The 25,132-nt window shown below is 71.4% G+C and carries 26 protein-coding genes; 11 read left to right on the forward strand and 15 right to left on the reverse strand.

Annotation, left to right across the window (positions count from 1 at the left end; translation table 11 throughout):
• The first annotated feature begins 30 nt into the window (after nt 1-30).
• Together P696_RS0106325 and P696_RS0106330 are read left to right on the forward strand one after the other, a co-directional pair.
• Nucleotides 31-978: a DMT family transporter gene (locus P696_RS0106325; RefSeq protein WP_026411663.1), complete on the forward strand. Its 948-nt coding sequence runs from the start codon at nt 31-33 to the stop codon at nt 976-978.
• A gap of 114 nt (nt 979-1,092) precedes the next feature.
• A complete protein-coding gene (locus P696_RS0106330; protein WP_157429539.1) occupies nt 1,093-1,995 on the forward strand; it encodes a DUF5954 family protein in 903 nt (300 codons plus the stop codon).
• Nucleotides 1,996-2,080: 85 nt separating this feature from the next.
• Here P696_RS0106330 and thiI read toward each other — a convergent pair whose 3' ends face one another.
• The 3 genes from thiI to P696_RS0106345 form a co-directional block, all read right to left on the reverse strand.
• Nucleotides 2,081-3,307: a tRNA uracil 4-sulfurtransferase ThiI gene (gene thiI, locus P696_RS0106335; protein ID WP_026411665.1), complete on the reverse strand. Its 1,227-nt coding sequence runs from the start codon at nt 3,305-3,307 to the stop codon at nt 2,081-2,083.
• A gap of 182 nt (nt 3,308-3,489) precedes the next feature.
• A complete protein-coding gene (locus P696_RS0106340) occupies nt 3,490-4,515 on the reverse strand; it encodes a 6-phosphofructokinase (protein ID WP_026411666.1) in 1,026 nt (341 codons plus the stop codon).
• Nucleotides 4,516-4,721: 206 nt separating this feature from the next.
• Entirely contained in the window at nt 4,722-5,366 is a 645-nt protein-coding gene (locus tag P696_RS0106345) for a response regulator (RefSeq protein WP_211245666.1), read from the reverse strand.
• 156 nt (nt 5,367-5,522) lie between these two features.
• Here P696_RS0106345 and P696_RS0106350 point away from each other — a divergent pair, with 156 nt between their 5' ends.
• A complete protein-coding gene (locus P696_RS0106350) occupies nt 5,523-5,867 on the forward strand; it encodes a cupin domain-containing protein (RefSeq protein ID WP_026411668.1) in 345 nt (114 codons plus the stop codon).
• 5 nt (nt 5,868-5,872) lie between these two features.
• On the opposite strand, the gene P696_RS0106355 is transcribed toward P696_RS0106350, so the two are convergent.
• Complete coding sequence (locus P696_RS0106355) at nt 5,873-6,640, reverse strand: SAM-dependent methyltransferase (protein ID WP_026411669.1); 768 nt, start codon at nt 6,638-6,640, stop codon at nt 5,873-5,875.
• Between the two features lie 88 nt (nt 6,641-6,728).
• Here P696_RS0106355 and P696_RS0106360 point away from each other — a divergent pair, with 88 nt between their 5' ends.
• Nucleotides 6,729-7,367, forward strand: coding sequence for a winged helix-turn-helix transcriptional regulator (locus P696_RS0106360; RefSeq protein WP_026411670.1), 639 nt, complete (start codon nt 6,729-6,731; stop codon nt 7,365-7,367).
• Nucleotides 7,368-7,391: 24 nt separating this feature from the next.
• Here the strand turns inward: P696_RS0106360 and P696_RS0106365 are convergent, their stop codons facing one another.
• From P696_RS0106365 to P696_RS0106375, 3 genes are read right to left on the reverse strand one after another with little or no spacing between them, the layout of a single operon-like run.
• Complete coding sequence (locus tag P696_RS0106365; RefSeq protein WP_245627532.1) at nt 7,392-8,081, reverse strand: tRNA-dependent cyclodipeptide synthase; 690 nt, start codon at nt 8,079-8,081, stop codon at nt 7,392-7,394.
• 22 nt (nt 8,082-8,103) lie between these two features.
• On the reverse strand, nt 8,104-8,433 hold the full coding sequence (locus P696_RS0106370) for a DUF6092 family protein (protein WP_026411672.1): 330 nt from the start codon (nt 8,431-8,433) through the stop codon (nt 8,104-8,106).
• Nucleotides 8,393-8,968: a nitroreductase family protein gene (locus tag P696_RS0106375; protein WP_026411673.1), complete on the reverse strand. Its 576-nt coding sequence runs from the start codon at nt 8,966-8,968 to the stop codon at nt 8,393-8,395. The genes P696_RS0106370 and P696_RS0106375 overlap by 41 nt, the downstream gene beginning before the upstream one ends.
• A 124-nt stretch (nt 8,969-9,092) precedes the next feature.
• On the opposite strand from P696_RS0106375, the gene P696_RS43670 reads away from it, so the two are divergent.
• The 4 genes from P696_RS43670 to P696_RS43675 are packed head-to-tail and all read left to right on the forward strand — an operon-like array spanning nt 9,093 to nt 11,946.
• On the forward strand, nt 9,093-10,562 hold the full coding sequence (locus P696_RS43670; protein ID WP_051466958.1) for an aromatic ring-hydroxylating oxygenase subunit alpha: 1,470 nt from the start codon (nt 9,093-9,095) through the stop codon (nt 10,560-10,562).
• Nucleotides 10,559-11,095, forward strand: coding sequence for an aromatic-ring-hydroxylating dioxygenase subunit beta (locus P696_RS0106385; protein ID WP_034483351.1), 537 nt, complete (start codon nt 10,559-10,561; stop codon nt 11,093-11,095). The genes P696_RS43670 and P696_RS0106385 overlap by 4 nt, the downstream gene beginning before the upstream one ends.
• A 26-nt stretch (nt 11,096-11,121) precedes the next feature.
• Nucleotides 11,122-11,274 carry a hypothetical protein gene (locus P696_RS0106390; protein WP_157429540.1) on the forward strand — a complete coding sequence of 51 codons (153 nt, stop codon included), beginning with the start codon at nt 11,122-11,124 and terminating at the stop codon, nt 11,272-11,274.
• A gap of 33 nt (nt 11,275-11,307) precedes the next feature.
• The gene (locus tag P696_RS43675; protein WP_034483352.1) at nt 11,308-11,946 is read left to right on the forward strand and encodes a sulfotransferase family protein; all 639 of its coding nucleotides are present in this window, start codon (nt 11,308-11,310) and stop codon (nt 11,944-11,946) included.
• A gap of 71 nt (nt 11,947-12,017) precedes the next feature.
• Here the strand turns inward: P696_RS43675 and P696_RS0106400 are convergent, their stop codons facing one another.
• The 3 genes from P696_RS0106400 to P696_RS43680 form a co-directional block, all read right to left on the reverse strand.
• Nucleotides 12,018-12,563, reverse strand: a complete 546-nt coding sequence (locus P696_RS0106400) for a cysteine hydrolase family protein (RefSeq protein ID WP_026411676.1) — start codon at nt 12,561-12,563, stop codon at nt 12,018-12,020.
• Between the two features lie 114 nt (nt 12,564-12,677).
• Entirely contained in the window at nt 12,678-13,559 is an 882-nt protein-coding gene (locus P696_RS0106405; RefSeq protein WP_026411677.1) for a DUF1963 domain-containing protein, read from the reverse strand.
• A gap of 152 nt (nt 13,560-13,711) precedes the next feature.
• On the reverse strand, nt 13,712-15,124 hold the full coding sequence (locus P696_RS43680; RefSeq protein ID WP_051466960.1) for a serine/threonine-protein kinase: 1,413 nt from the start codon (nt 15,122-15,124) through the stop codon (nt 13,712-13,714).
• Nucleotides 15,125-15,242: 118 nt separating this feature from the next.
• On the opposite strand from P696_RS43680, the gene P696_RS43685 reads away from it, so the two are divergent.
• Entirely contained in the window at nt 15,243-17,168 is a 1,926-nt protein-coding gene (locus P696_RS43685; protein WP_051466962.1) for a P-loop ATPase, Sll1717 family, read from the forward strand.
• Nucleotides 17,169-17,952: 784 nt separating this feature from the next.
• Nucleotides 17,953-18,579 carry a hypothetical protein gene (locus P696_RS43690; RefSeq protein WP_051466964.1) on the forward strand — a complete coding sequence of 209 codons (627 nt, stop codon included), beginning with the start codon at nt 17,953-17,955 and terminating at the stop codon, nt 18,577-18,579.
• Here the strand turns inward: P696_RS43690 and P696_RS59210 are convergent.
• Together P696_RS59210 and P696_RS0106425 are read right to left on the reverse strand one after the other, a co-directional pair.
• Complete coding sequence (locus P696_RS59210) at nt 18,512-19,141, reverse strand: DUF4158 domain-containing protein (protein ID WP_084336882.1); 630 nt, start codon at nt 19,139-19,141, stop codon at nt 18,512-18,514. The genes P696_RS43690 and P696_RS59210 overlap by 68 nt on opposite strands.
• An 828-nt stretch (nt 19,142-19,969) precedes the next feature.
• Nucleotides 19,970-20,875, reverse strand: a complete 906-nt coding sequence (locus tag P696_RS0106425; RefSeq protein WP_026411678.1) for a LysR family transcriptional regulator — start codon at nt 20,873-20,875, stop codon at nt 19,970-19,972.
• Between the two features lie 171 nt (nt 20,876-21,046).
• Here P696_RS0106425 and P696_RS0106430 point away from each other — a divergent pair, with 171 nt between their 5' ends.
• Nucleotides 21,047-21,946 (forward strand): SDR family oxidoreductase, encoded by a 900-nt coding sequence (locus P696_RS0106430; protein WP_026411679.1) that lies wholly within the window; start codon nt 21,047-21,049, stop codon nt 21,944-21,946.
• Here the strand turns inward: P696_RS0106430 and P696_RS0106435 are convergent.
• The 3 genes from P696_RS0106435 to P696_RS43695 form a co-directional block, all read right to left on the reverse strand.
• Entirely contained in the window at nt 21,922-22,851 is a 930-nt protein-coding gene (locus P696_RS0106435; protein WP_051466966.1) for a hypothetical protein, read from the reverse strand. The genes P696_RS0106430 and P696_RS0106435 overlap by 25 nt on opposite strands.
• A gap of 87 nt (nt 22,852-22,938) precedes the next feature.
• Nucleotides 22,939-23,922 carry an ABC transporter permease subunit gene (locus P696_RS0106440; protein ID WP_051466968.1) on the reverse strand — a complete coding sequence of 328 codons (984 nt, stop codon included), beginning with the start codon at nt 23,920-23,922 and terminating at the stop codon, nt 22,939-22,941.
• On the reverse strand, nt 23,919-25,019 hold the full coding sequence (locus tag P696_RS43695) for an ABC transporter ATP-binding protein (RefSeq protein ID WP_211245645.1): 1,101 nt from the start codon (nt 25,017-25,019) through the stop codon (nt 23,919-23,921). Before P696_RS43695 ends, P696_RS0106440 begins: the two co-directional genes overlap by 4 nt.
• Nucleotides 25,020-25,132 lie beyond the last annotated feature (113 nt).

Below are 25,132 nucleotides of genomic sequence, written 5' to 3' on the forward strand. Positions count from 1 at the left end.
TCCGTTTTCGAGACCGGGAGCGTTCTCTCCATGTCCCTGCGTCCTGCTCTGACGCGCCCTTCCGCCACGCCCGCGACCCGTCCCCACAGGGGCGGGGCCGCCGACGTGCTGCTGGCCGCCTCCTTCTGGGGCACCACCGGAACCGTCCGCACCTTCGCCCCGGACGGGACGTCCAGCGTGTCGGTCGCCGCGCTGCGGATGGTCCTCGGCGGGCTGATGCTCGCCGGGATCGTCCTCGCCACCGCGCGCGGCGACCTGCTGCGCCTGCTCCGCGCGCCGCGCGCCCTGCCGATGCTGGGCGCGGGCGCGGCGGCGATGATCGTCTACCAGACCGTGTTCTTCGTCGCCGCCGGACGGACCGGCGTCGCCGTCGCGACCGTCGTCACCATCGGCAGCTCCCCCGCGTTCACCGGGCTGATCGGGGCGCTCAGCGGGCGTTCGCGCCCGGACGCCCGCTGGCTGCTGGCGACCGCCGGGGCCGTCGTGGGCTGCGCCGCCCTGGTCCTGGGCGGACGCGGCGCGGGCGTCGAGCCGGTCGGCATCGGCCTCGCGCTGCTCTCCGGGTTCGCGTACGCGGCCTACGCGACGCTGTCGTCGGTGCTGATCACGCGCGGCGAGCGTGACCGCTGCGTGGTGGCGTCGCTGTTCGGCCTGTCCGGGCTGGTGTCACTGCCCGTGCTGCTGCTGGACTCGCCCGGCTGGCTGATCACCGGAACCGGGCCGGCCGTCGCGCTCTACCTGGGCCTGATCGCGACGGGCGGGGCCTACCTGCTGTTCGCGCGCGGGCTGCGCACCACCCCGGCCACGACCGCGACCACCCTCACGCTCGCCGAACCGGCGGTGGCGTCGGTCCTCGGGGTGGCCGTGCTCGGCGAGCACCTCGGGCCGGTCGCCTTCTCCGGACTTGCCTTTCTCGCGGCGAGCCTGATCATCCTGGTCGTCCCGTCCGCGCGGATCGGGCGGCGGAAGGGGCGCTGACGTGGGGCGACACTTCGGACGCGGTAACCCAGACGCCACTATTCGGGGCATCCCGCAGCACGAAATGGTCTGAACCACTCGCCACGGCCGGTGTCCGCGAGGATGATGACCGGCATGACTACGGGCGATGGGGACGCCGGGGGCCGGTTGTTCCCCGAGGACCTCGACCGCGTCGATCCGGTGGCCGCCGTGATGCTGGCGGACGCCTGCCGGGCCATCACCGCCTATCCCGAGCTGCGCGTGGTGGGCGCTCTGTTCACCGCCGCCGAGCGGGTGGAACGCGGCTGGCAGGTGGTGACGCCGTGTGATCCGGTCCCCGAGGGGGCGCGCGAGCTACTCGCCGACCACCTCGGGGACCGCGCGGCCCTCGCGGGCGGCCCGGACGCGCGGGACCTGCTCGCCGCCGCGCGGGAACTGCGGGTCGGCGCGCGGGACGAGGTCCGGGCCGCCGGGCGGACGTTCCGGATCGTCCGGATCGAGCAGCTCGTCCGCTCCGGGCCGGACGGGCCGGAGCCGCCGCGGCCGAGCGATCTCGACCCCCGGCCGTCCACGCGGCGGGTGGTCCCGCGCCCCTACGAGCTGCTGGACGACGGGCGGCTGCCGCCCGACATGGCCGCGTCCGAGCTGCTCTGCCAGCTGCTGGACGCGGCGGCCCACGCGGGGGTCGAGCCCGCGTCCGAGGCCTTCCTCACACCGCTCCCGATGTACCCGTCGTTCGCGGTGGCCGAGCGGGTGGCGGGGGCGTGGCGTCCGACGGGGCGGCTGCACGACGGCCCGCGCGCCGCCCGCGACTCGCTCGCCCTGTACTTCCGGCACGTCGTTCCGGCCGTCGAGAACCCCGCCGAGGACGAGCGCGCGGCCTACGCCGCCGCGGCCGACCTGCTGGACGACGGCACCCGCCGCAACGGCGTCGAGGTCGCCGGCCGGCGGTTCCGGATCGTCCGGATCGAGCGGATCACCCTCATGGGCCCCGACGGGCCGGAGCCGCCCCGTCCCACCGATCTCGACACCCTCTAGCCCGGACGCGAACCAGCCCCAACGTGAACGGCCCGCCCCTCCGGTCTGGCCGGAGGGACGGGCCGTGGCGTGGCGCGTCGCGGGGTCAGGAGTCGCCGTAGACCGGGCGGTGCTCCTGGATGCTGTCGACGAGCTGCTCGGCGAGCTCCTCCACGTCGAGCCGCTTCTCGATCTGGCGGAGATCGTCGATCTTGGCGCGGGTCTCGGCGCGGCGCGGGGCCAGCATGGTGCAGCAGTCCTCGTCCGGGAGCTCGGAGATCGACAGCGTCCGGATCTTCCGGGCCTGGTCCATGATCTCGCTCTTGTCCATGCCGACCAGCGGACGCAGGATCGGCATCTCGACCGCGTCGTCCAGGGCGGTGATGTTGGCGAGGGTCTGGCTGGAGACCTGGCCCAGCGCGTCCCCGGTGATCAGCGCCGCGCCGCGCATCCTGTGCGCGAGCAGCTCGCCGGTCCGCAGCATCAGGCGGCGCTGGGCGATCACGGCGAGGCGGTCGGCGCCGGAGGACTTGATCTGCTGCTGGGCCTTGCCGAACGGCACCACGAACAGGCGGGACCCGCCCTGGTACTTGTCCAGCTCGCGGACCAGCGCGTACGCCTTGTAGATCGACTCCGGGCCGGTGAACGGCATGCCGGAGAAGTGCAGGTAGTCGACCCGCAGGCCGCGCCGCATCATCCGGTACGCGGCGACGGGCGAGTCGATGCCGCCGGACATCAGCACCAGGGCGCGCCCGCTCATCCCGACCGGCAGGCCGCCCGCGCCGGGGACGCCGCCGGAGAACACGAACGCCTCGTCCCGGTCGATCTCGATCGAGACCGTGATGTCGGGGTTCTTCAGCTTGACCGGGTTGCCGTAGACGTCGTTGATCTTGCCGCCGACCTGCCGGTCCAGCTCGGTGGAGGTCAGCGGGAAGCGCTTGTCGCGGCGCTTGGACCGCACCGCGAAGCTGCCCTCGCGCCCGGCCATCAGCTCCAGCGCGGCGCGCTCGACGCTCTCCACGTCCTTGCCGACCCGCCAGGCGCGGTGCACCCAGACGATGCCCATGACGTCGGAGATCCGCTGGACCAGCCGGTCCACCAGCTCGACGTGGGCGTCCTTGGTGCGGACGATGAACACGCCGTGGCGGCGGATCACGTCCACCTTCGCGATCGGGCGGACGGCCGTCCGGACGTTGTCGGCGAGCCGCTTCTCGAACAGCTCCCGGTTCTTGCCCTTGAGGACGACCTCGCCCAGCTTCAGCAGCGCGCACGGTTCACCGTCGACCGGCGACTGCTCCCGGACGGCGACGGACGGCGCCTCGAGCGTGGACATGCGGCTTCCTCCTGGGACGACATAAGGAAAGGGGCGAACTTCTAGTGTGGCCCACGAACGCCAACGCCGCGACCGTTCATTCTCTTCCCCGGCGCCCCCGCGGCCCCTGTGGACGCGGCGACGCCCCGGGCCGCGCGGGCTCCGGGGCGTCGTGGACGATCAGGGCCGTCCGAGGGTCTCGATCAGCCGAAGAAGACCTCGGCCTCGGAGTACCGCTCCAGCGGGACGGTCTTCAGCTCCGCGGTCGCCTCGTCCAGGCCGACCCGCACGATGTCGGTGCCGTGGAGCGCGACCATCTTGCCGAAGTCGCCGTCCCGGACGGCGTCGATGGCCTGAAGGCCGAACCGGGTGGCCAGGACCCGGTCGAACGCCGTCGGGGTGCCGCCGCGCTGGATGTGCCCGAGCACGGTGGCGCGGGCCTCCTTGCCGGTGCGCTTCTCGATCTCGCTCGCGAGGGCCTGGCCGATGCCGCCGAGCCGGACGTGCCCGAAGGCGTCCTTCTCGCCGGTCTGCAGCTCCATCTGGCCCTCCTTGGGGTGCGCGCCCTCGGAGACGACGATGATCGGCGCGTACCGGGTCTTGAACCGGGACTCGACCCAGGCGACGACCTCGTCGATGTCGAACGGCTTCTCCGGGATGAGGATCACGTTCGCGCCCGCCGCCATGCCCGCGTGCAGCGCGATCCAGCCCGCGTGCCGTCCCATGACCTCGCAGATCAGCGCGCGGTGGTGGCTCTCGGCGGTGGTGTGCAGCCGGTCGATGGCCTCCATCGCGATGTTCACCGCGGTGTCGAACCCGAAGGTGTAGTCGGTGGCGTTCAGGTCGTTGTCGATCGTCTTCGGGACGCCGACGACGTTCACCCCGTGGGTGTACAGCGCGCTCGCGACGCCGAGGGTGTCCTCGCCGCCGATCGCGATCAGCGCGTCCACGCCGAGCCCGGCCAGGTTGTCCTTGATCCGCTCGATCCCGCCCTCGACCTTGATCGGGTTGGTCCGGGAGGAGCCGAGGATCGTGCCGCCGCGCGGCAGGATGCCGCGGACCGCCTCGACGTCGAGGGCCATGCTGTCGCCCTCGAGCGGGCCGCGCCAGCCGGCCCGGAAGCCGACGAACTCGTAGCCGAACTCCTTGACGCCCTTGCGCACCACGGCGCGGATCACGGCGTTCAGGCCGGGGCAGTCCCCGCCTCCGGTCAGCACTCCGACGCGCATTCCCTCACCTTCCGACAGGACTTTCCGCTGGTCTCGACGCCCTCAGCCTAGTGTGCGGACGGGCCGCGACCGGGGCTTTCGATTGGTCTAGACCATAACGTGTCCGGATCTTCCGGGACTCACCGGCCGGGGACTCCGAGGCGGCGGGTGAGGCTCCGTCGGGGTGGTGCGGCAGGCGGACTAGCTGGGGCGACGACCGGGGGCGCTCACGATTCGCGGTCCAGGCCCTTCTCTATCGCGTAGCGGACGAGTTCGACCCGGTTGTGCAGCTGGAGCTTCCCGAGGGTGTTCTGCACGTGGTTCTGGACCGTCCGGTGGGACAGGACGAGCCGCGCGGCGATCTGCTTGTAGGTGAGGCCCTTGGCGACCAGGCGCAGCACCTCGGTCTCGCGCTCGGTGAGGCGCGGGGTGCTGTCGTCCTCGTCCGGACGGGCGGGCGCGGCGGCCAGGCGCCGGTACTCGCCGAGGACCAGGCCCGCCAGGCCCGGGGTGAACACCGCCTCGCCGTCCCCGGCCGTCCGGACGGCGGCGAGGAACTCCTCGCGGGCGGCGGACTTCAGCAGGTAGCCGGTGGCGCCCGCCTTCACCGCCTCCAGGACGTCCTGCTGCTCTCCGCTCGCCGACAGCACCAGGACCCGGACGGGCGGGTCGGCGGCGACCAGGCCGCGCGTCACCTCGACACCGCTGATGTCGGGCAGCTGGAGGTCGACCACGGCGACCTCCGGACGGGCGGCGGCCGCGACGCGCAGCGCGGTCCGTCCGTCCCCGGCCGTGGCGACCACCTCGTGCCCGGCCTCGGCGAGGTCGCGGGCCACGGCGTCGCGCCACATCGGGTGGTCGTCCACCACCATCACGCGCAGGGATCGGGTGTCGTCGTCGCTCACGCGCTCCACCCTACGGCCGACCTCGGCCGAAACCGGTGCGAGCGGTGTGTGACGCAACAGAAGAGGCATGACGGATGTGCCCACCGCTGCCGAGGGCCCGGGGTGGTTGGTTAAGGTTCGGGGATGCGGATCGTTGAGGGTGCGGGGGCCTGGAAGATGGCCGCGGGTGCGGCCAACGACTGGGTCGAGCAGCTCAGGACGCCGGACCTCTCGGTCGGGACGTACTGCATCCCCGTCGGCGGGACCGACGACCAGAGCCCGCACACCGAGGACGAGATCTACGTGGTCACGGCCGGGCGCGCGACGATCGTGACGCCCGGCGGATCGGCGGAGGTGGCGCCGGGGGCGGTCATCTTCGTCCCGGCGGGCGAGGAGCACCGGTTCGTGGACGTGACCGAGGACCTGGCTCTGCTGGTCGTGTTCGGACCGGCATACGGATCACGCAAGGACGTCCCGGCCCAGGGGTAAGCGCCTCAGGCTGCTCGGGTGAAGTGGCCGCGCCAGATCTCCAGGGTGCCGTCGGTGAGGGCGGCGGCGAAGTTGATGACGCGTGTGTAGCCGTCGTCCAGGAGCATCGGCAGGGACGGTCCGGTGGGTGGGCCACCGGCGAAGGTCTCGGCGATCCAGTCCTGGGCCCAGGGCGTCTCGTTCGTCCAGGTGGCGGTGGCGAAACCGGCGGACTCGATGTCGGCGTGCAGGTCGCCGGGGGTGGCGAGGAAGCTGTCGGTGCCGTCCAGCGACCAGGGCATGGGCCAGGGAAGGTCCACCCGGTGGGGTTGGCAGACCTCCCAGACCGCCAGGCGCGCGCCGGGGGTGAGGTGGTCGGCGATGCGCCGGAACCAGGCGGGTTTGTCGGCCACGTTCATCTGGACGTGCATCGTGATGGCGGCCTGGAAGGGTTCGTCGGGGTCGAAGCTCGCGATGTCGTCGTGGTGGAAGTGGACCAGGTCGCTCAGTCCGGCCTTCGCCGTGAGGGCGCGGGCCGCGTCGACGTAGGCGGACGCGAGGTCGATGCCGACGACGTGGTGCCCGGTCCGGGTCGCGATCCGACGTGCCGGACCGCCGAATCCGGAGCCGACGTCCAGGACGCGGTCGCCGTCGGCCAGCGCGAGGCCGGGGATCAGCAGATCGACGGCGTCGGCGCCGCCGACGTGGAACTGGTCGAGGTCGTCCGGCGCCCTGTCGTGCCCGGTCAGCAGCCTGTCGATCGTCTGGTCGACGGCCGTCTCTTCGTAGGTCATCGCGACCCGTCCTTGGGAGGGGATTCTGATGATGGAAAATCTCAACCAGATGCTTTAGAAAGTCAACTCTGCTGGTTAGAGTGGCCGCATGCGGACCTATGGCCAGTACTGCTCGATCGCCCGGGCCCTGGACGTCCTGGGCGACCGCTGGACGCTGCTGATCGTCCGCGAGCTGTTCCTGCGGGGGGCGTGCCGGTTCACCGACCTGAGGAGCGGCCTGCCCGGAATCGCCACCAACCTGCTGTCCGGACGGCTCAAGGAGCTTGAGGACGCCGGGCTCGTCGGCCGCGAGGACGCGCCGCCGCCCGTCGCGACCGCCCTCTACGTCCTGACCGAGGACGGCCGGGCCCTGGAACCGGTGTTGAAGGCGCTGGGGATGTGGGGTCTGCGCTTCATGGCCGACGAGCGGCCCGGCGACGCCTTCCAGGCGTCCTGGCTGGCCTACGCGTCCAGCTGGTTCCTCGTCGCCCCCGACGCTCCGCCGGTGACCGTCCAGCTCCGCGCGGGCGGCGAGGAGGCCGTCATCGAGGTCGGCGGCGGCGAGGTCCATGCCCGGGTCGGCCGCGCGGACGACCCGGACCTGACCCTGGACGGGCCGCCCCGAGCCGTCCTCGGCCTGCTCACCGGGCAGATCGACGTCACTGCCGCCACCGCGCTCGGCCTCACCACGACCGGCGACCGCGCCGTCCTCGCCCGCCTCCGCCGTCCGGGCGGAGATCCCGAGTGACCACCCTCCGGCCTCTGCGTGCCGTCACTCGTGCGCACGGACCACGACATGGCCCTGCGCCTGGCCGTTGAACACCGAGGAGCCCCACAGGCCGCGCACCACCGGCAGGAACTTGTGGTAGCAGCACACGGACGTGGGGACGTCGAAGACGCCCGGCGTGTCGAGCAGGAAGGGCAGCTCGGCGTGCAGGTAGGCGAGGCCCGCCCGGACCATCGCCTCGGCTTCGGGCCGCAGCGCTCCGGTCTCGTCCCGCGGACGTCCGTCCTCGACCCACCCGCCCAGAACGAAGCGCACGTGCTCCTCGCAGGTCCGGCCGACGCGCTCGTCCTCCGCGGCCAGCTTCTGGATGCGCCGCTGGACGGCCTGGTATCCGGGCAGACACACGCACTCCGAGATGGCCCGCGTCCGGATTCGGGAGCCCGGCGCGCCGACCTCGTCGACCGCGCGCCCGATGCGGCGCACGGTGTCCTTGACCTTCTTCCTCGCCCGGGCCCGGGCCTTCACCGGCGTGGCCCCCTCCGCGACGAACATGGTGTCGACATGCAGGTCGGCGTAGACGACGTCGACGCGGGTGAAGTGCTCGCACGCCCAGCTCAGCAGGGCGGCCAGGCGGCGGGCGGTGAAGTAGCCGTTTCCGGCGCTGACCCCGATCAGGGCATGGTCGCCACGCTCGTACAGCTCCCGGCAGGTGGACGTGACCGGCCGGGCGTCCACGCGGATCGCCGGCCGCGGAGGTTCATTCGCCGGAGGTCTGGATGACATCGGACTCATGGAGCAGCGCTCCCGTTCTCTCACACAGAAGGTCGAGCAGTTCGCGGATGTTCCCGTCGCCCATGGGACCGAAGAACAGCTCGTCCAGCTCGGCGCGCAGGGCGTGGATCTCCGGGTGCTCGATTCCGGCCCGTTCCACGAGCCCGAGGACGCGGCGTGCCGCGTCGGCGCACCGGAGCGGACCGTAGGCGGGCGGTTCGTCGAACAGGCCCCGGCCGCTGCTGAGCAGGTAGGCGGCCAGCAGGAGGAGCTCCTCACCGAGCTCGCGGGGCGTCGCCGCCGCTCCAGACGTCATGGTGGATCACCTCACTCGGATCGCGGCGGACGGGATGCGGGTTCAGCCGGACGGGATGTCCGACGGAGACGAGCAGGATCGGGTCGATGTGCGCGGGCAGGCCGAGCACCCGCCGCAGCGGCCTCTCGCGGAAGCTGGCGACGGGGCAGCCGCCCAGGCCGAGGGCGTGGGCCGCGAGCAGGAGGTTCTGTACGGCCATCGCCACGCACAGCAGACATTCGTCGTAGCGCTCACCGGTGTCGCCGACGCCGCGGGAACGGTCGAAGCAGGCCACGACGATCAGCGGGGGCGTCGCGAGGACACCCGGCGAGAACGCCTGGACTAGGCGGACCACGCGTCGGTCGCGAACGAGGACGAAGGCCCATGCCTGCCGGTTCGAGGCCGAGGGCGCGGCCACCAACGCCTCGCTCATCGGCCCCACGAGGTCGTCGCCGACGGGCTGGTCCGTGAACTGGCGGACGGCGGTGCGCGAGAGCAGTACCCGTACCGCCTCGGGCTGCTCGCGCTGCGGCTCGTCCGTTGATCGCCCGGCCATCAGACCCCCAAGCAACCGACTACACACCGCAAAGAAATCATCACACTCCGTAGTATAAGCAAGTGAGCAAACGTGCCGCGACCCCTTGGTCACCGGCCGAACGCGGGAGGAGGAGGTCACGCCGATGTCGTCCGACAACCCTGGTGACCGGATCCAGGCGGCGGTCTCCGGCGGCGGGCCGGAACCGGTCGGCCGCGACCGCACGCCCAGCCCGGCACGGGGAGGGGAGCACATGGAGCCGCGGTACGGCAGGGCCTTCGTGGACGGGGAACGGACCCTCGTCGATCGGACGATCTTCTCCGACCCTGTGCTCCACCGGCGGGAACTCGGGCGCGTGTTCGCCCGGAGCTGGCTCTTCCTGGCCCACGAGAGCCAGTTCGAACGCCCTGGTGACTTCTTCACCACCTTCATGGGCGCCGACCCGGTCATCGTCACCCGGCAGCGCGACGGCGGTTACCGGGTGTTGCTCAATTCCTGCCGTCACCGGGGCATGCGGGTCTGCCGGTACGACTCCGGAAACGCCAGGGCGTTCACCTGCTCCTACCACGGCTGGTCCTACGGCATCGACGGATCACTGATCGCCGTGCCGGAGGAGAAGGCCGCCTACGGGGACCGGCTCGACCGCTCCGCCTGGGGCCTGGCCGCTGCGCCGCGGGTGGAGACCTTCAAGGGACTGGTCTTCGGAACGTGGGACACCGAGATCCCTCCTCTGCCCGAGTACCTCGGCGACATGGCCTACTACCTCGACATCGTTCTCGACCCGGACGGGAAGGGGACTGTGGCCCTCCCCGGCGTCCACCGGTGGCGGATGCGCGGCAACTGGAAGCTGGCCGCCGAGCAGTTCGCCGGCGACTCGTACCACGTCCTGTCCACCCACCTGTCGGCCGTCATCGCCGAGGCGTCGCTCAGGGACGACGAGCTGAGGGTGCCCACCACCGGGTTCCAGGTGGCGATGTCGGGTGGGCACGGCCTCGGCGCCTTCGACGGCTCCGAGGACTTCGACTATTGGCGCACCGCCGGATTCCCCGAGGACGTCTGCGCCTGGATGGCCGCGCGGGCCGATCGCGCCGAACGGCACCTCGGCAGAGCCCGGGCCAGGGACGCCGTCCTCATCCACGGCAACGTCTTCCCCAACCTCTCCCTGCTCCCCATCCGGTCGAGCCTGCGGGTCTGGCATCCCAGGGGGCCGGACGCGCTGGAGGTCCACTCCTGGTCGATCGTCCCCGCGGACGCCCCTCCCTTCGTCCGGCGCGCGCTGCTCCTGGACTACGGGCGTCACTTCGGGCCGTCCGGCACCTGGGAGCAGGACGACAGCGAACAGTGGCACTACAGCACCGCCGACGGTGACGGCTTCATCACCCGGGGGCTGCCTCTGCACTACCGGATGGGTCACGGCCGCGCTCCCCGGACGTCCTTCCCCGAGTTCCCCGGCAGCATCGACGGCTTGTTCAGCGAGGCCAACCAGCGCTGCTTCTACGAAAGGTGGTCCGAGTTGATGGCCGTGCCGCATCCGGCCGAGAGCCGGAACGGACTCCCCGGAGCGGCCGACGGCGCGGTCTCCGGTACGGGCCCCGCACCGGCGGTGACGACATGACCGCCCTGTTCCCGGAGACCGCGCTCGACCGGCTGCTCGTCCAGCACGAGATCGAGCAGTTCCTGTACCACGAGGCCGACCTGCTCGACCGGCACGAGTACGACGCGTGGCTCGACCTGTTCACCGACGACGTGCGCTACCACATGCCGATCCGGCTCAACCGCCCGGCCGGGGACGACGAACTGCCGGACCCGGAGTCGGCCCTGGCCCTGTTCGACGACGACAAGCGCTTCCTCCTCGAACGCGTCCGGAAACTGCGGACGGGGTCGGCATGGGCGGAGGAGCCGCCGTCGCGGACCGTCCGCCTGGTCGCCAACGTGCTGGTCGGCGACCCCGATCCACGGAGCGGGGAGTTCGCCGTGTCATCACGGTTCCTGCTGAGTCGCAACAGGCTTCAGGACGAGGACGAGACCTACGCCGGAAGCCGCTCCGACCGGTTCCGACGCACGGACCAGGGCCTTCGGATCTGTGACCGCCGGATCATGCTGAACCAGTCGGTCGTCCTCGCCAAGAACCTGGGCGTGCTGTTTTGAACCAGGACACGCGGCGGACGCCCTGGGTGGACGAACAGATCGCGGTCATCACAGGCGGAGGGTCGGGCCTGGGCGGAGCCCTGGCCGCCGCGGTGGACGGCTGGGGACGCCTCGACTGCTTCATCGCGCTCCGGCTCACGACCCGGCTACTGGAAAAGCACATCCGCCCGGACACGTGAGCCGCGCCCCTGCCACCACGAAGGAGCGAATCCATGTTGGACGTGATCGGCGCCGGTTTCGGCCGCACCGGCACCCTGTCACTGAAGATGGCCCTGGAACGGCTCGGCTTCGGGCCCTGCGAGCACATGCTGAGCCTGCCCGGCGACCACGAGCGGATCGCGCTCTGGCGGCGCGCCCTTGCGGGCGGTCCGGTGGACTGGGATGAACTGTTCGCCGGATACCGCTCCGCTGTCGACTGGCCCACGATCTGCTTCTGGCAGGAGCTCGCGGGACATTTCAGCGAAGCCAAGGTGATACTGACCGTCCGCGCCCCTGACAAGTGGTACGAAAGCGCACGCGCGACCCTCCGCGTCCCCCCGTCCTGGTCTGCTCCTCCTGACGAGTTCCGGGACCTGCACGCCCTGATTCAGGAGTCGGTCTGGGAGGCGACGTTCGGCGGACGCTTCGACGACCGCGACCACGCGATCAAGGTCTTCACCGAGCACAACGCGAGAGTGCGGCGCGCCATCGCTCCCGACCGGCTGCTCGTGCTCGACGTCCGCCAGGGTTGGGGCCCCCTGTGCGAGTTCCTGGACGCCCCCGTGCCCGACACCCCGTTCCCGCACCACAACACCCGAGCGGACTTCATCGCCATGATCGAGGAGATTCCGAGTGACGCAGGCAAGCCGTGACCCCCTTCGACGGCACCGGCCCCGTCCGTCGGGGTGCTCGTGCGGCTGACCGTCCGGATCGTGACGGCCGCCTACTCGGGCCATTCGGCGCAGGTTGTGACCTTGAATCCGCGGCCGGGGAAGACGGCGTCCATGAAGAAGTCGTGGACCGCCTGGTCGCCGTCGCCGCAGCCGTCGCGCAGCACGGCGACGTGGTAGCCGCGGTCCGCCGCGTCGTAGCAGGTCGCGGCCACCATCGCGCTGGTCGCGACTCCGGCGACCACGACGGTGTCGACGCCGCGGGCGCGGAGCACGAGGTCCAGGTCAGTGCCCGCGAACGCGCTGGCGCGGCGCTTCATCACGACGACGTCTTCGGCGGCGACCGGCAGATCGATCTCGGTCCCGGCCGATCCCTCGTGGAAGGTGTCCCCGGCCTCGAAGAACGACCTGAACAGCGCGTTGTCCGGCGGCAGGTCCGTCCCGTTGCCCCGGAAGCCGAAGTGCACGAACACGACGAGCGCACCGGCCTCGCGGGCGCGCGGCAGCAGATCGGTGAGCGGCGGCACGACCTGCTTGGCGAACGGATAGCTGCCGGTGATGCCCTGCTGGACGTCCCCGATGATCAATGCGGTGGTCACGACCGGTCCCCTGTCCCATCTCTCCATCCGGCGTCGGCGAGCAGCCGGACGCCGGTTCGGACGATCATGCTATTCGGGACGCCGGGAGGAGGTTGATGGGGCTACCTGGTGTATTCAGAAGCCTTCCATGAAGGCGACCGTCTGGGTGTAGTCGCCGTCGCGGAGGGCCTGTGCGGGCAGGACGAAGTGGAGGTAGCCGCCGTCGCCCATGTCGTAGTGGCCGATGGTGATGATGTGGCGGTACGGCTCGCCGTCCGACATCTTCTCCAGGGGGAAGCCGTTCTCCAGGTGGGGCCAGCCGAACGCCTGGTCCGGGGAGAAGTACACGTCGTCGTACTTGTAGAGGCCCTGCTCCTCGTGGCAGAAGTCGCGCCACGCGTCGCCCAGGCGGTCGCCGATCAGCCAGCCGGGCAGCGACTCGTAGTACGGGGAGCCGTCGGTTTCGCCGCCGTAGTCCAGCATGTCCAGGATCGGGTCGTAGGTGACGCCTCGCGCCGAGGGAACCGTGATGACCGGCACCGCGTAGAACGGCTCGGACGGGTGGATCCTCGCCGGTGCGGGAGCGACCATGGCGATCGCCTTGGCGGGGTCGGCCGGGATGACCCGGCAATAGCTCGGGGAGTGGTAGTCGAGAAGGTCGGGCTCTCCGTAAACGTATCCACGGTCGCGGTCCGGGTCGCAGTAGAAGATGTTGAGCAGGACGTCGCCGGTGGGCGGGCGCTCGTCGGCCAGCCAGGGGCCGAGCGCGTCGACGTCCAGGACGGCGAACAGGCTCAGCGGGACGCCTTCGCATTCAGGCCAGGGCGTTCCGGGGTCGAGGAGGGCGGGTCCGCCCCAGCGGCCCAGTCCGGCGGGCTCGATGCCGGGCTTCACGGGACGCAGGCCGAACGCGGGCTTCGCGAGTGCCGCGACCTGCGCGCCGATGTGTTCGCCGAGATGCTCGACGCACAGGTCGCGCACCTTCGCGCACGCCTCTTCGTAGCTCGCGAAACCCATGGAGACTCCAGATCGTCCGGCCGGAGGCGTTCTCGCCGCTTCGGGAGATCGCGGAGGAGGCGGAGGAGAACGCCGGTCGGCGCGACCCTAGTGGGGAGGACCGACAGTTCGCGATTCGGCGGCCAGTTCGCGATTCGGCGGCGGGGCCGGGATCAGCCGCTCGCCTGGTAGAAGGCCATGTCGAATTTGAGCGGCTTGCCGTCCGGAGTCCACCACTCGATCGTGTACATCCGGATGACCAGCCCGCCGCTGGTTTTGACGCAGTAGTAGTGCTCGCCCTCGGCGGCGGCCCTCGTGGCGACGTTCTGGAGGGCGTTCTTGCAGTTGTCCACGGACGCCGAGTTGCCGTTCACCTCGAAGACGCCGCCCGGAGCCTCGAACTGCTGGCCGTCCTGGGAAATGGTCAGATCCTGGGTGTTGTCGGGCTTGACGTCCCGGTATCCGGCCGCGATGAACTCCTTTTCGAAATCCAGCCCCTCCCCCAGCGCGAGCTGCCTGTGGCCGGGCTTCCGGTCGGCTTCCCAGGACGGTTCCGGCGACGGCGACGTGGAAGTTCCGTCGGCGGCGTGGTAATGGCCGCTCAGGTAGAAGGGAGCGGCGGTGACGAGTGCTCCGATCAGCAAGGAGACGGCACCGACGACAATGGCCGGATTCCGGCTTCGCGGGCTTTCGGAGGGCGCGCCGTGAGGCCAGGTCTCGGTGAGTGACGCCTGAGGGGGCGTGCCAATCTCGGTGTCCTGGGAAAGGGAATCGCGGATCTTCGCCAGGGCCGTCCCGGCCTGCTCCGCGGTGGCCCGGCGCTGGGCGTCCTTCATGAGGAGGCGGCCGATCAGCGACGTGAGCGGGCCCGCGCGGACGGGACGGGGCGGGTCGGCGGTCAGCAGCGCGGAGAGGATGGAGACGGCCGCCGAGCCGTCGAACGGAGGGTGCCCCTCGACGCAGGCGTAGAGGGTCGCGCCGAGGGACCACAGGTCGGACGCGGGAGTGGCGGTCTGGCCGCGGGCCTGCTCGGGCGCCATGTAGGACGGCGTGCCGAGCAGCTGGTCGGTGCCGGTGAGGCTGGTGTTCCCGGCGAGGCTGGCGATGCCGAAGTCGGTGAGGACGACGCGCGGGCCCGCGATCAGGACGTTCGACGGCTTGAGGTCGCGGTGCACGATCCCGGACGCGTGGGCGACGCGGAGCGCGCCGAGGACGGCCTCGGCGATCGGCAGGGTCTCGGCCAGGGAAAGGGGGCCCCGCTCGCGCAGCATCCGGTCCAGGGACGGGCCGTTGACATATTCCATGATCACCAATGGGCCGCCCGTTCCGTCGTCGATGACGTCGAAGACGGTGATGATCGCGGGATGGCTGAGGCGGGCGGCGGCGCGCGCCTCGCGGACCATGCGTTTTCTGCGTACGGCGGCCTGATCGGGAGGCAGTTCCGGGGGCAGCAGCAGTTGTTTGACGGCGACCTCGCGCTGCAGCGTCTCGTCCCACGCGCGCCAGACCACGCCCATTCCGCCGCGGCCGACCTGCTCGATACGGCGATAGCGTCCGGCGACCAGAGCCTCGGCTCCCTCGGTCATGGCATGGCATCCTGGCAGAGAAACAGGCCCGGCGTAATATGCGCGACCTGAACGGGACGGCATCGTCGTCCACGCTCCCGTAATCGCGTCGCCACCGAGGGTGGACGAGGGGGTCGAAATGCGGTACGACCTGGGAAGCCTGTCCTTCGGAAAGGACGACGCCGAGACCGATCTGGCCGAGGGGCTGCTGCGCGGCGGGTTTCTGCCGACGCCCGCCTACCGGACGGCGCGCCAGGCGAGAAAGGTCCTGGTCATCGGCCGGAAAGGGACCGGGAAGAGCGCGATCTGCCAGATGCTCGCCGGGCGGGAACCGGACGGCAGGGCCCCGGTGCTGGTGACGCCGGACCGGTTTTCGGCCGAGTCCTTGCGACTGTTCGAGATCCCCGGAATGTCGCCGGGACTGGCCAAATGGATGCTCTGGCGGTACGCCCTGACGATCAACCTGGCGCGTTTCCTGGTCGCGCACGCCAAAGAGGCTCACCGGAAGCGGCCGAAATCGGTCGTGGCACTGCGGCGGTTCCTGGCGGACAACGCCGAGGCGGACGAGCACGCGGGGTCGCGGACGTGGTTCGGGCGCCTCAAGGGCTCACTGAAGCTGGAGGCGTTCGGCGTCGGCGCGACCCTGGAGCTCGGCGACGGCGGGTCCGGCCCGTCCGCTGATGGCGGGGCCGAGCGGAGGGCGACGTGGCAGGTGGAGCTGCTGGAGCGGCAGGTCGCTCAAGCGTACGAGGACCTTCAGTGCCCGGAGCGGCACCCGCGGCCGCTGATCCTGGTCGACGGAATCGAGGACGTCTGGACCAACGACGGTGAGGCCGACACCCTCGTCATCGGCCTCCTCCGGGCGGCCAAGGAACTGCCCGTGCGGTTCCGGGACGTGTCGTGCGCGGTGTTCCTCCGCTCCGACATCTACGACCTGCTGCGTTTCGCCGACAAGGACAAGCTGCACAGCGACGAGGTATGGCTCGAATGGACCAGGGAAATGCTCCTCGACCTGGTTCTCACCCGGGCGAAGGTGAGCCTGCGCACCGAACTCACCGCCCAGGGCCTGTGGCAGGGCGTCTTCCCCGGGACGGTCGGCGGACGGCCCGTCCAGGACGTCCTGGTCGCGCACACCCTCATGCGCCCACGCGACCTGATCCAGCTGTGCAACCTGTGCCGGAACATGGCGCTCTTCTCCGACCATTCCAGCATCAAGGAAAGCGACGTCACGCGCGCGCTGGAACGCTATTCCATCTGGAAACTGCAAGACCTGGCGGACGAGTACCGGGCGGGATACCCCTTCCTCGAATCGCTGTATCCGGTGTTCCGCGACGCGGGATACGTGGTGACGCGCTCGTCGCTCTCGCACCGGCTCACCCCGGTGCTGGACACGTTGCGTGGGGCGTTTCCGCAGCGTGAGAGCGTGATCACGCCCACCGGCCTCCTGGACGCGCTGTACGACGTGGGATTCCTGGGCGTGCAGCGCGCCGGTCTTCTCCGGTACACGAACGGAACCGGGGAGAGGATCGAGCCCGGGGACGACGAGTTCCACATCCATCCGTGTTTCCGTCCGGCGCTCCGGGCCCTGCAGCCCACGGGGGTGACGAACGCGTACGTCGCCTACAAGGGCGCGGCCTCCACCCGCGAGGACCTGGTCGCACGCGTCCAGCGCGGCGCGAGCGGCGACCGGGCCCCGCGCCGGGACGACCCGGAGCGCGCCCTGGTCGAGGGCGCCGACCGGAAGATCCGCGAGGCCGCTGAAGGCCTGGCCGCGACCGGCCTGCCCCGGGAGATCGAGCAGCAGCTGACCGTGCGGCTCCTCGAACTCCAGGGGAAGGTCCACGGGCTCCGCCGGACCACCCGGGCCGAGATCGTCCCCGGCCTGGCCGACGTCCGCCGGGACCTGGCCGACCTGGGCGACCGCCTGGCGGCGGAGGGCCACGGCGAGGCCGCCGACCTCGTCAGAACCGCCGCCCACCGCCTGAACCGCGAGATCTGGGGCGGCGTCAGCCCCCACCAGGGCCTAGGCGGCGCCGCCTCCAGCGACGGCACCGGCTGGGGCTGAGCGGCGGTACACAGGCCCTCCCCTCTGTCAGCCGGAGGGGCAGGGTTCGCTGATCTGGCCCGCGCTCGGGTTGATGTCACCGGAGGAAAGGTAACCGAGCGTGTTCGTCGGCTTGACGGAATGTCCGAACCCGACCACCGGCCTCCGCGGCGCGCACGCGCACCGACCTGCACGGACGTCGTCCTTCCGCACGCTGCCGCCCGGTTATCAGACCGGAACGCCGCAAGCGATGCCGGACTATCCCGCCGCGCCCGGACCGGAACCCGACCGGGGACGGGCCCGCGTGTGCAGCCCGTGACCTGCATCGATCTTCCGCTTTGGGGCCCGTGACAGGTTGCTTACCGTTGTTGGCCTGGTCCAGGTGCTCGATGTTGAGGGCGAGCACGGAGTCAGCGCAGGTCTTGTCTTGGACCTCGGGCCGCCGGTCGATGAGCACGGCCAGGTCGGTGTGCAGGTAGTCGCGGGCGGGCGCGCAGGTCCAGGTGGTGAAGGACCGCAGCGCGGAGCGGTGCCGGTTCTGGGTGCGCGCGGCCCCGCTACCCCAGGCCGTCTCGAACAGCTCGGCGGTCTGCTCGGCGGTGAGCTGGGTGAGCGCGGTGTCGTCTTACTTGATGGGGATGGTTCCCGCCGCTCGCCCCCACCGTCTTCCAGGCCGATGAGGCGTGGCGGCGGCCGGTTCGCGCGTGTGGGGGAGGGGCTTCACTCTGACGGGGGAGGAGCGGCGCGATGTCCCGATGCGATCTTGGAGGGGTACGAGAGAGTCGCTGATCAGGAGGAACACCCGATGGCCGCTGTGACCCAGGAGCCGCTAACAGGACCAGTGCAACGCGCGTGGCATGTAGCGCACGAGCCTGTGCGCGGGGTCGGCCGATGGACGCGGATCGCCGCCTACGCGGTCCCCCTCACGGTGTTGCCCTCCAGTCTTTGGCGGATCGTCGTCTTCACCTTCCACGCACCGATTCTTCTCGGCGACCGGGACGCGGGGAGCCTGCCATCGTGGCTGCCATTGGAGCTATACGTCGTCCTGTTGTCGGTGATTTCGGAACTGTTTGCCTTCACCGCCATCGGCTTGGCCGCTTCCTGGGGCGAGGTGTTCCCCCGCTGGATTCCCTTGCTGCGCGGCCGTACGGTGCCACGCGCGGTCGGCGTTGTCCCCGCTGCGCTGGGCACCCTCATCCTGACGGTGTTGTGGACCGCCCTGACGGTCAGTTTCCTGTCCCACCGCACGATCACCGGTAGGCCGCTGCCCAGCGAGTTCCCCGTCGACTACCACCACTGGCAGGGCATCCTGGCCCTCGCCGCTTACGCACCACTGATTCTGTGGGGCCCGCTGCTCGGCATCCTCACCATCGCCTACTGGCGCCGCCGGGCGCACACCGGTGAGCAAACACAACTGCCGCGAACGCCTTGAGCTCGTAGGTCCGCCGGATCTCCCACTGGTGGTCGAACCGGGTCCTGGTCCGCTCGATGTACTTCTTCACCTGCGAGGCGTCGGCGATCCCGAGCTGCTCAGCGACGAAGTCCAGCAGCGCCCCCGCAACATCTAGTGGATCCTCCAGGAACGCACCGACCAACGGACCGTCACGACCTGAAGGCCGAACCCGAGTTTCCCGTGCTCGCCGCGATGCCGCTCCACGGCCCGAGCCTCGGGCCTCCACCAGCGCCCGGTCCCCGTCATCGAGGAAGAACACCCGCTCCAGATCCGCCCGCGACGGCGCTCCTGCGTAACAGGGGGACGGCCGGAGTACGCAAGATTCATACCGCGCCCCCTCGAAACGGTAGGTCAGCGGCGGACCACGGGGTCCGGGTTTCGGCTGTGGGCGGCGGTGCCGAGCCAGGGCCCGGAATACCCGGGCTCGCGGCTGCACGCTGCTGACCTGCGGCGATGTGATACTCCAGACGGGACAGTCCGACGCTTCTGTCTGGTCAGGGGTCCGGCGGTGCGTCCCCGGCGTACTCCGGCCATCCCCCATGGCTGAGGGGCTGGTTCGGCTGACGGTGCACACTCGGCTGGGCACTGCGGCGCTGCTAGCCGACTGGCTCGCCGTCGAGCAGGGCCGCCGGCTCCAAGGCGGGCAGGAGCTGAGGTGGGGTCCGTCGGCGGGTCGGCCCGCCGCGGAGCGAGCCGAGATCCGGGACGCCTGGGGGAAGGGGCTCGACCAAGCACGCACGCGGGGTGTCCTCCTGGACACGGCCGGCGCCGTGGCGACGTGGGGTGTGCGGGTCGAGTTGGCGCAGCGCGGGTGGGATCACGCGTGGGATGCCCCGCCGCGTGAGGTGGACCTGGCCGGCCGCTGGTGGGGGGTGCGCGAGCGCGGCTACGCGGATCGGATCGGTGTCGGTGTGCCGGTCGAGCTTGTCGACCAGGTCCGCGCGGCGTGTTGGGGGGTGTCGGCGGACGCGATCAACGCGCTACGGCGGTGGCGCGAGATTCACCCCGGTCAGCTCAGCGCGCTGCAGGAACTGCACCAGAACCCTGCGACCTCATCCTCGCCCGCCGTGGCCGGTGCCCACTCCGTAGAGGTGGTGGGCACCCGGCCATGCTGGTGGTCCGACTACCAACCGCAGCAGCGCGATCGGCGGCCGCAGCAGCAGATAACCTCCCGTGGAACCACGGGGGCGCTGCCCGTGGCGTCGGTGGTGGCGGTCATCGCTTCAGCGCACCGCCCTGCCGGTCACCGCCTTCCATACCCGAGCGCCTGCGTGTGCCGGCTGGCCGCCGCGCCGCCGAATACGCTCGGTTATCTTTCCTCCGGTGACAACGACCCGAGCGCCGGGCCGATCTGGGCGCCTCGTTGGCGCTACGCCGCTCCCGTGGGGGGCTTGATGTGCGTTTGGGCGCATTTGCGGAAGGCGGCCACCAGGCGGCTGCGGTCGTCGGCGCGGGTGGCCAGGACGACGTGGCTCGGTTCCACGCCTTCCAGGGGGACGGTGGTGAGGTCCGGGCGGAGGCCGCTCCCGTGCCGTCCGGCCGTGACGGCGATGGCCTGGCCCGAGGCGACCAGCTCGAACTTCTCCTCGACCCGGTCGATGTAGGGACCGTCGGGGGCGCTGCGTCCGCCCGGGCGTGGTTCCAGCCGCCAGAAGGCGTTCCACTCGGCGTCGGCGCCGCGCAGCCTTGGCAGCGGCTCGTCCGCGATGTCGTCCAGGGTGACCGATGACTTCCCGGCCAGGCGGTGCTCCAGCGGGACGACCACGACGCGCGGCTCGTCGTACAGGGTGGTCACGTGCAGCCTCCCGTCCTGGAAGGGCAGGCGGCTGACCAGGGCGTCCACCCGGTGGTCGAGGAGCGCCTCAAGCGCCTCGGCGAGGTACACGTGGGTGGTCTGGGCGTCGGCGTCCGGATGCAGGCGGCGTAGCTCCCGGACGGCCGGGGTGATGGCCACGCCGGACATGTAGCCGATGACGATCCGGTCGGGCTGGGCGGCGGCCCTCGTCCGCGCGGCGGCCTGCGCCGACGAGCGCAGCAGCGACCTGGCGAGCGGCAGGAACGTCTCGCCCGCCCGGGTGAGGTGGCTGCCCTTCGGCGTGCGGTCGACCAGGCGCGCGCCGAGGTCCCGTTCCAGCCTGCGGATCTGCCTGCTCAGGGACGGCTGGGTGAGGTGGAGCGCGGCGGCGGCGCGGCCGAAGTGGCGGTGTTCGGCGAGCACGGTGAAGCACCGCACCAGCCGGAGATCGAGGTCCGCCGGAGGCGACGTGTCGGCCATGCGCCCAGCGTAGGCCGTCCCCCTCTCTCCCACCTGTGGTGATGCCCGTTCGGTAACACGCCTTGCGAAAGCGTCATTGGACGCCGTCCCCACGGTGGCACCACCGTGGCCGGGCAGGTGAAGGGTCCGGCCGGTAACCGGCCGGAATCGACTTGAGATCAGGAGTTCGTCATGCGTGTCTTCGTCACCGGAGCGTCCGGCTACATCGGCGGAGCCGTCATACCGGAGTTGCTGGGCGCCGGGCACCAGGTCGTCGGGCTGGCTCGCTCGGACGCCGCCGCCGAGGTGGTGCGGGCCGCCGGGGCCGAGGTCCTGCGCGGCTCGCTGCAGGATCTCGACTCCCTGCGCGAGGGGGCGCAGTCCTCGGACGGCGTGATCCACCTGGCCTTCAACGACTTCTTCCGGTTCGAGGAGAGCATCGCGATCGACCGGCGGGCGATCGAGACGATGGGCGCGGCGCTCGCCGGGTCCGGGCGGCCGCTGGTCGCCACGGTCGCGGTCGCCGGGAAGCAGGGCGAGGTCTCGACCGAGGACAGTCGCTCGGAGCCCGGGGCGTTCGGCTACACGCGGTTCCTCAACGAGGAGGCGACGGTCGCGCTCGCGGACGACGGGGTGCGCTCCTCGGTCGTGCGACTCCCGCCGACCGTGCACGGCGCGGACGACAAGGCGTTCATCCCGGTGCTGATCAACCTCGCGCGCGAGCGGGGCGTCTCGGGCTACCCGGGCGAGGGCGTGAACGTCTGGCCCGCCGTCCACCGGCTGGACGCGGCACGCCTGTACCGGCTCGCGTTGGAGGGCGCCCCGGCTGGGTCGCGGCTCCACTGCATGGCCGACGAGGGCGTGCCGACCCGCGAGATCGCCGAGGTCATCGGACGGCACCTGTCCGTGCCCACGGCGTCCGTCCCCCTGACGGACGTCGACGAGCACTTCGGGTTCCTGAGCCACGTCATCTCGATGGACCGCCCGGCGTCCAGCGCCAAGACCCGCGCGCTGCTGGGCTGGGAGCCCGTCCAACCGGGCCTCATCGCGGACCTGGACGAGGGGCACTACTTCACGGCCGCGCGCACCTGACCGGTTCGCGTTCGCACGGCCCTGGCCAGGTGAACGGCCAGGGCCGCCCCGGCGGCCACGCTGACGGCGTTCAGGGCCACGCTGACCAGCGGCAGTTGGTAGGGCTCGAAATCGCCCGGACGCAGCACGGCGAGCGGCATCCGCCAGAGGCCCCAGCCCACCAGTGACCCGGACGCCACGAACGCCGCCGCCACCGGAAGCCACAGCGGCAGCCGCCTTCCACGACCTGCGAGGACCCATGCCGCGGCGGCTCCGGCCAGCGCCCAGAGCGCATCCCCGATCAGGAGCGAACGGGCGCCGGCGTCCAAGCCGTACCGGCTGTGCGGGTTCGTTCCAACGCCACCGCCCGCGGCCCAGTAGAGGTCGATGGCGGCGATCAGCGCGGTCGCCGCCATCACGGCGTGCGGCGCACGCGCCGCCTTCAGCGCCCCGACTCGGCCCGTGAGCGCGTTGGGCCAACGTTCCCGCAGGTAGATCGGCAGGGCGATCGCCACGCCCACGCCCATCCCGACGAAGCCGACCATGATGAGGAGCCCCTCCCAGGACGCCTCCCCACCATCGTCGGACCCGCTGCCACCCCCGCCGAGCAGTGAGCCGAGCAGGCTGAACGGGGCGGTCGCGACCAGCAGGCCACCCGCGAGCCAGGCGAAGAGCAGCACGGGCGCGGCGGGCAGCCGCAGCCCCCAGTCGCAGGCCAGCGCGAGCCCGAGTCCGATGCCGACCGCGGCCATCCCGACCGTGACCGTGTTCAGCGCGATCCACTCGCTGGTGCCCATCCCCTCCATGGGGGACCGCCCGGTGCCGAGCGCGCCGACCACCCACACCACCTTGACCAGCAGATACATCGCCAGCGTGCCCGCCGCGCCGAAGCCCGCCCAGCGGCGCGTCATCGTCCGTCCGATCATGGTCGCGAGTCTGCTCCCACGCCGGACGTGCCCGCTTCCCCCGCCCGGGGCACTCTCCTCCCCCACACGGGTGATCTTCGGCGGCCCTCATACGTCCCTCCTCCGGACGGCCACGACGGCCACCGCGACGGACGCCAGCGCCCAGCCCGCGAAGGCCGTCCACGCGTCGGCGGCCGTGGGCAGGGCGGGGTTCGAGGGCGGGTGGCGCAGGGCGAGACAGTGCACCCAGTCGTAGAAGGGAAACCACATGTAGAAGTCGTTCGCCCACTGGTGGACGGTCGGTTTGAAGGTCATCGGGAGGATCACCAGCAGCGCGATCACCGCCACGACCGTGCCCGCGGTGTGCCGCAGCAGCGCGCCGACGCCCATCCCGACCAGGGCCGCGAGCGGGGCGAGCAGCGCGTTCGCGACCAGGACGTGCGGCACGCCGGAGGCGCGGGCCGACACGGAGATGCCCCGTCCGGAGAGGATCGCCTGACTCACCGTGAACGTGCTCAGCGAGACGACGACCCCCAAAGCCAGCATGACCGCCGTGACGACCGCGACCTTCGCCAGGACGACCCGGTGCCGGGCCGGAACAGCGCTGAACGTGGCGCGGACCAGCCCCGTGGCGTACTCGCCGACCAGCGTCAGCGCGCCCACAACGCCCGACCCGACCACGAGCAGGACCGCGCTGATCTGGCTGAACGCCGCCGTCATCGGGTCATAGTGCTCCCGTGCGCGCGGCGGGAAGGTCGGCCAGGCACGGTAGTCGTTCAGGCTCTTCTGCACCGCTCCCAGAACGAGCAGGACGAGGCCCACGCCGAGCACCCACCGGGTCGAACGCAGCGACCACAACTTGATCCATTCAGCAACTAGCAGGTCCCGGAACCGGACCCGCGGATCACCCCCGGAGAACCGCCGCTCCTCCGGCAACGCGGACCGGACGACAGCCGCGGACCGGGCCGCAGACGCGAACCGCGCGACGGACGAGAACCGGACGGCAGCCGCGAACCGCGCGACAGATGCGGACCGGACGGCGGATGCGGACCGGACGGCGGATGCGGACCGGGCGGCGGATGCGGCGGTCATCGGGCCGCCTCCGCCCAAGCCTTGGCCTGGGCATGCGCCTCTTGACGCCGGATCCGCTCGAACGTTCCCAGCTCGGCTTGGCCACCCGACGCGTCGACCTCGGCCCGGGCAGCTGCTGGAGGGTGCTTGGGGCGCTTCGGGGGTTGGTGGCCGAACTGGGCGTCCGCCCGGTAGTCGGCGTGGTCGGCGGTCAGGTCCATGAACGCCTCCTCAAGGGACGCGTGATGTGCGGCCAGCTCGTGCAGGACGATGTGGTGGTGGAAGGCCAGCTCGCCCACCTGCGGGGCGGGTAGGCCCGTGACTGTCAGGGCCTGTGTCGCGTGCGGCGGAGCGGCGGGGCCGTCCGGCGCGGGGTCGTCGGCGGTGACGGTCGCACCGGCAGCTGTCATGAGGGGGACGAGCCGGGTCGCCTGCGGAGTGCGGACCGTGACGCGGGCACGGCCGCCGCGCGCGGAGAACTCGGCGACGGTCTCCTCGGCGAGGAGTTCACCGCGCCCGACGACGACCAGGCGGTCGGCCGTGTGCTCCATCTCGCTCATCAGGTGGCTGGACACCAGGACCGTGCGGCCCTCGGCGGCCAGCCGCCGGAACAGGCCCCGGACCCAGCGGACCCCCTCGGGGTCGAGGCCGTTCACCGGCTCGTCGAACAGCAGCACCGGTGGGTCGCCCAGGAGGGCGGCCGCGATCCCGAGCCGCTGCCGCATGCCCAGTGAGAACCCGCCGACGCGCCGGCGCGCGACGTCCGCGAGCCCGACCTCCTCCAGCACCTCGTGGACCCGCCGGTGCGGCAGCCCGTTGGTGCGGGCCAGCGCGGACAGATGCGCCCGTGCGCTGCGTCCGGGGTGGACGTCGCCCGCGTCCAGCAGCGCGCCGACACGGCGCAGCCCGGCGCGCCAGCCGGTGAAGGGGCGCCCGTCGACCAGCGCGGACCCGGAGGTCGGACGGTTCAGCCCGAGGATCATGCGCATGGTCGTGCTCTTGCCCGCGCCGTTCGGCCCGAGGAACCCGGTGACGAGCCCGGCAGGCACCGTGAAGCTCAGGTCGTTCACGGCGACGACGTCCCCGTAGCGCTTGCTCAATCCGTTGACTTCGATCACGCCCTCCACGTTGCTGGACGGCCGGACGCGCGGCATCGGCCGTCAGGCATGTTTCCCAGCCCCCACACCTGCCTCTGGGCCTATGCCTCCAGGCATACGACCTCCGACGGACG

The organism is Actinomadura oligospora ATCC 43269 (assembly GCF_000518265.1).
GTDB classification, from domain to species: domain Bacteria; phylum Actinomycetota; class Actinomycetes; order Streptosporangiales; family Streptosporangiaceae; genus Spirillospora; species Spirillospora oligospora.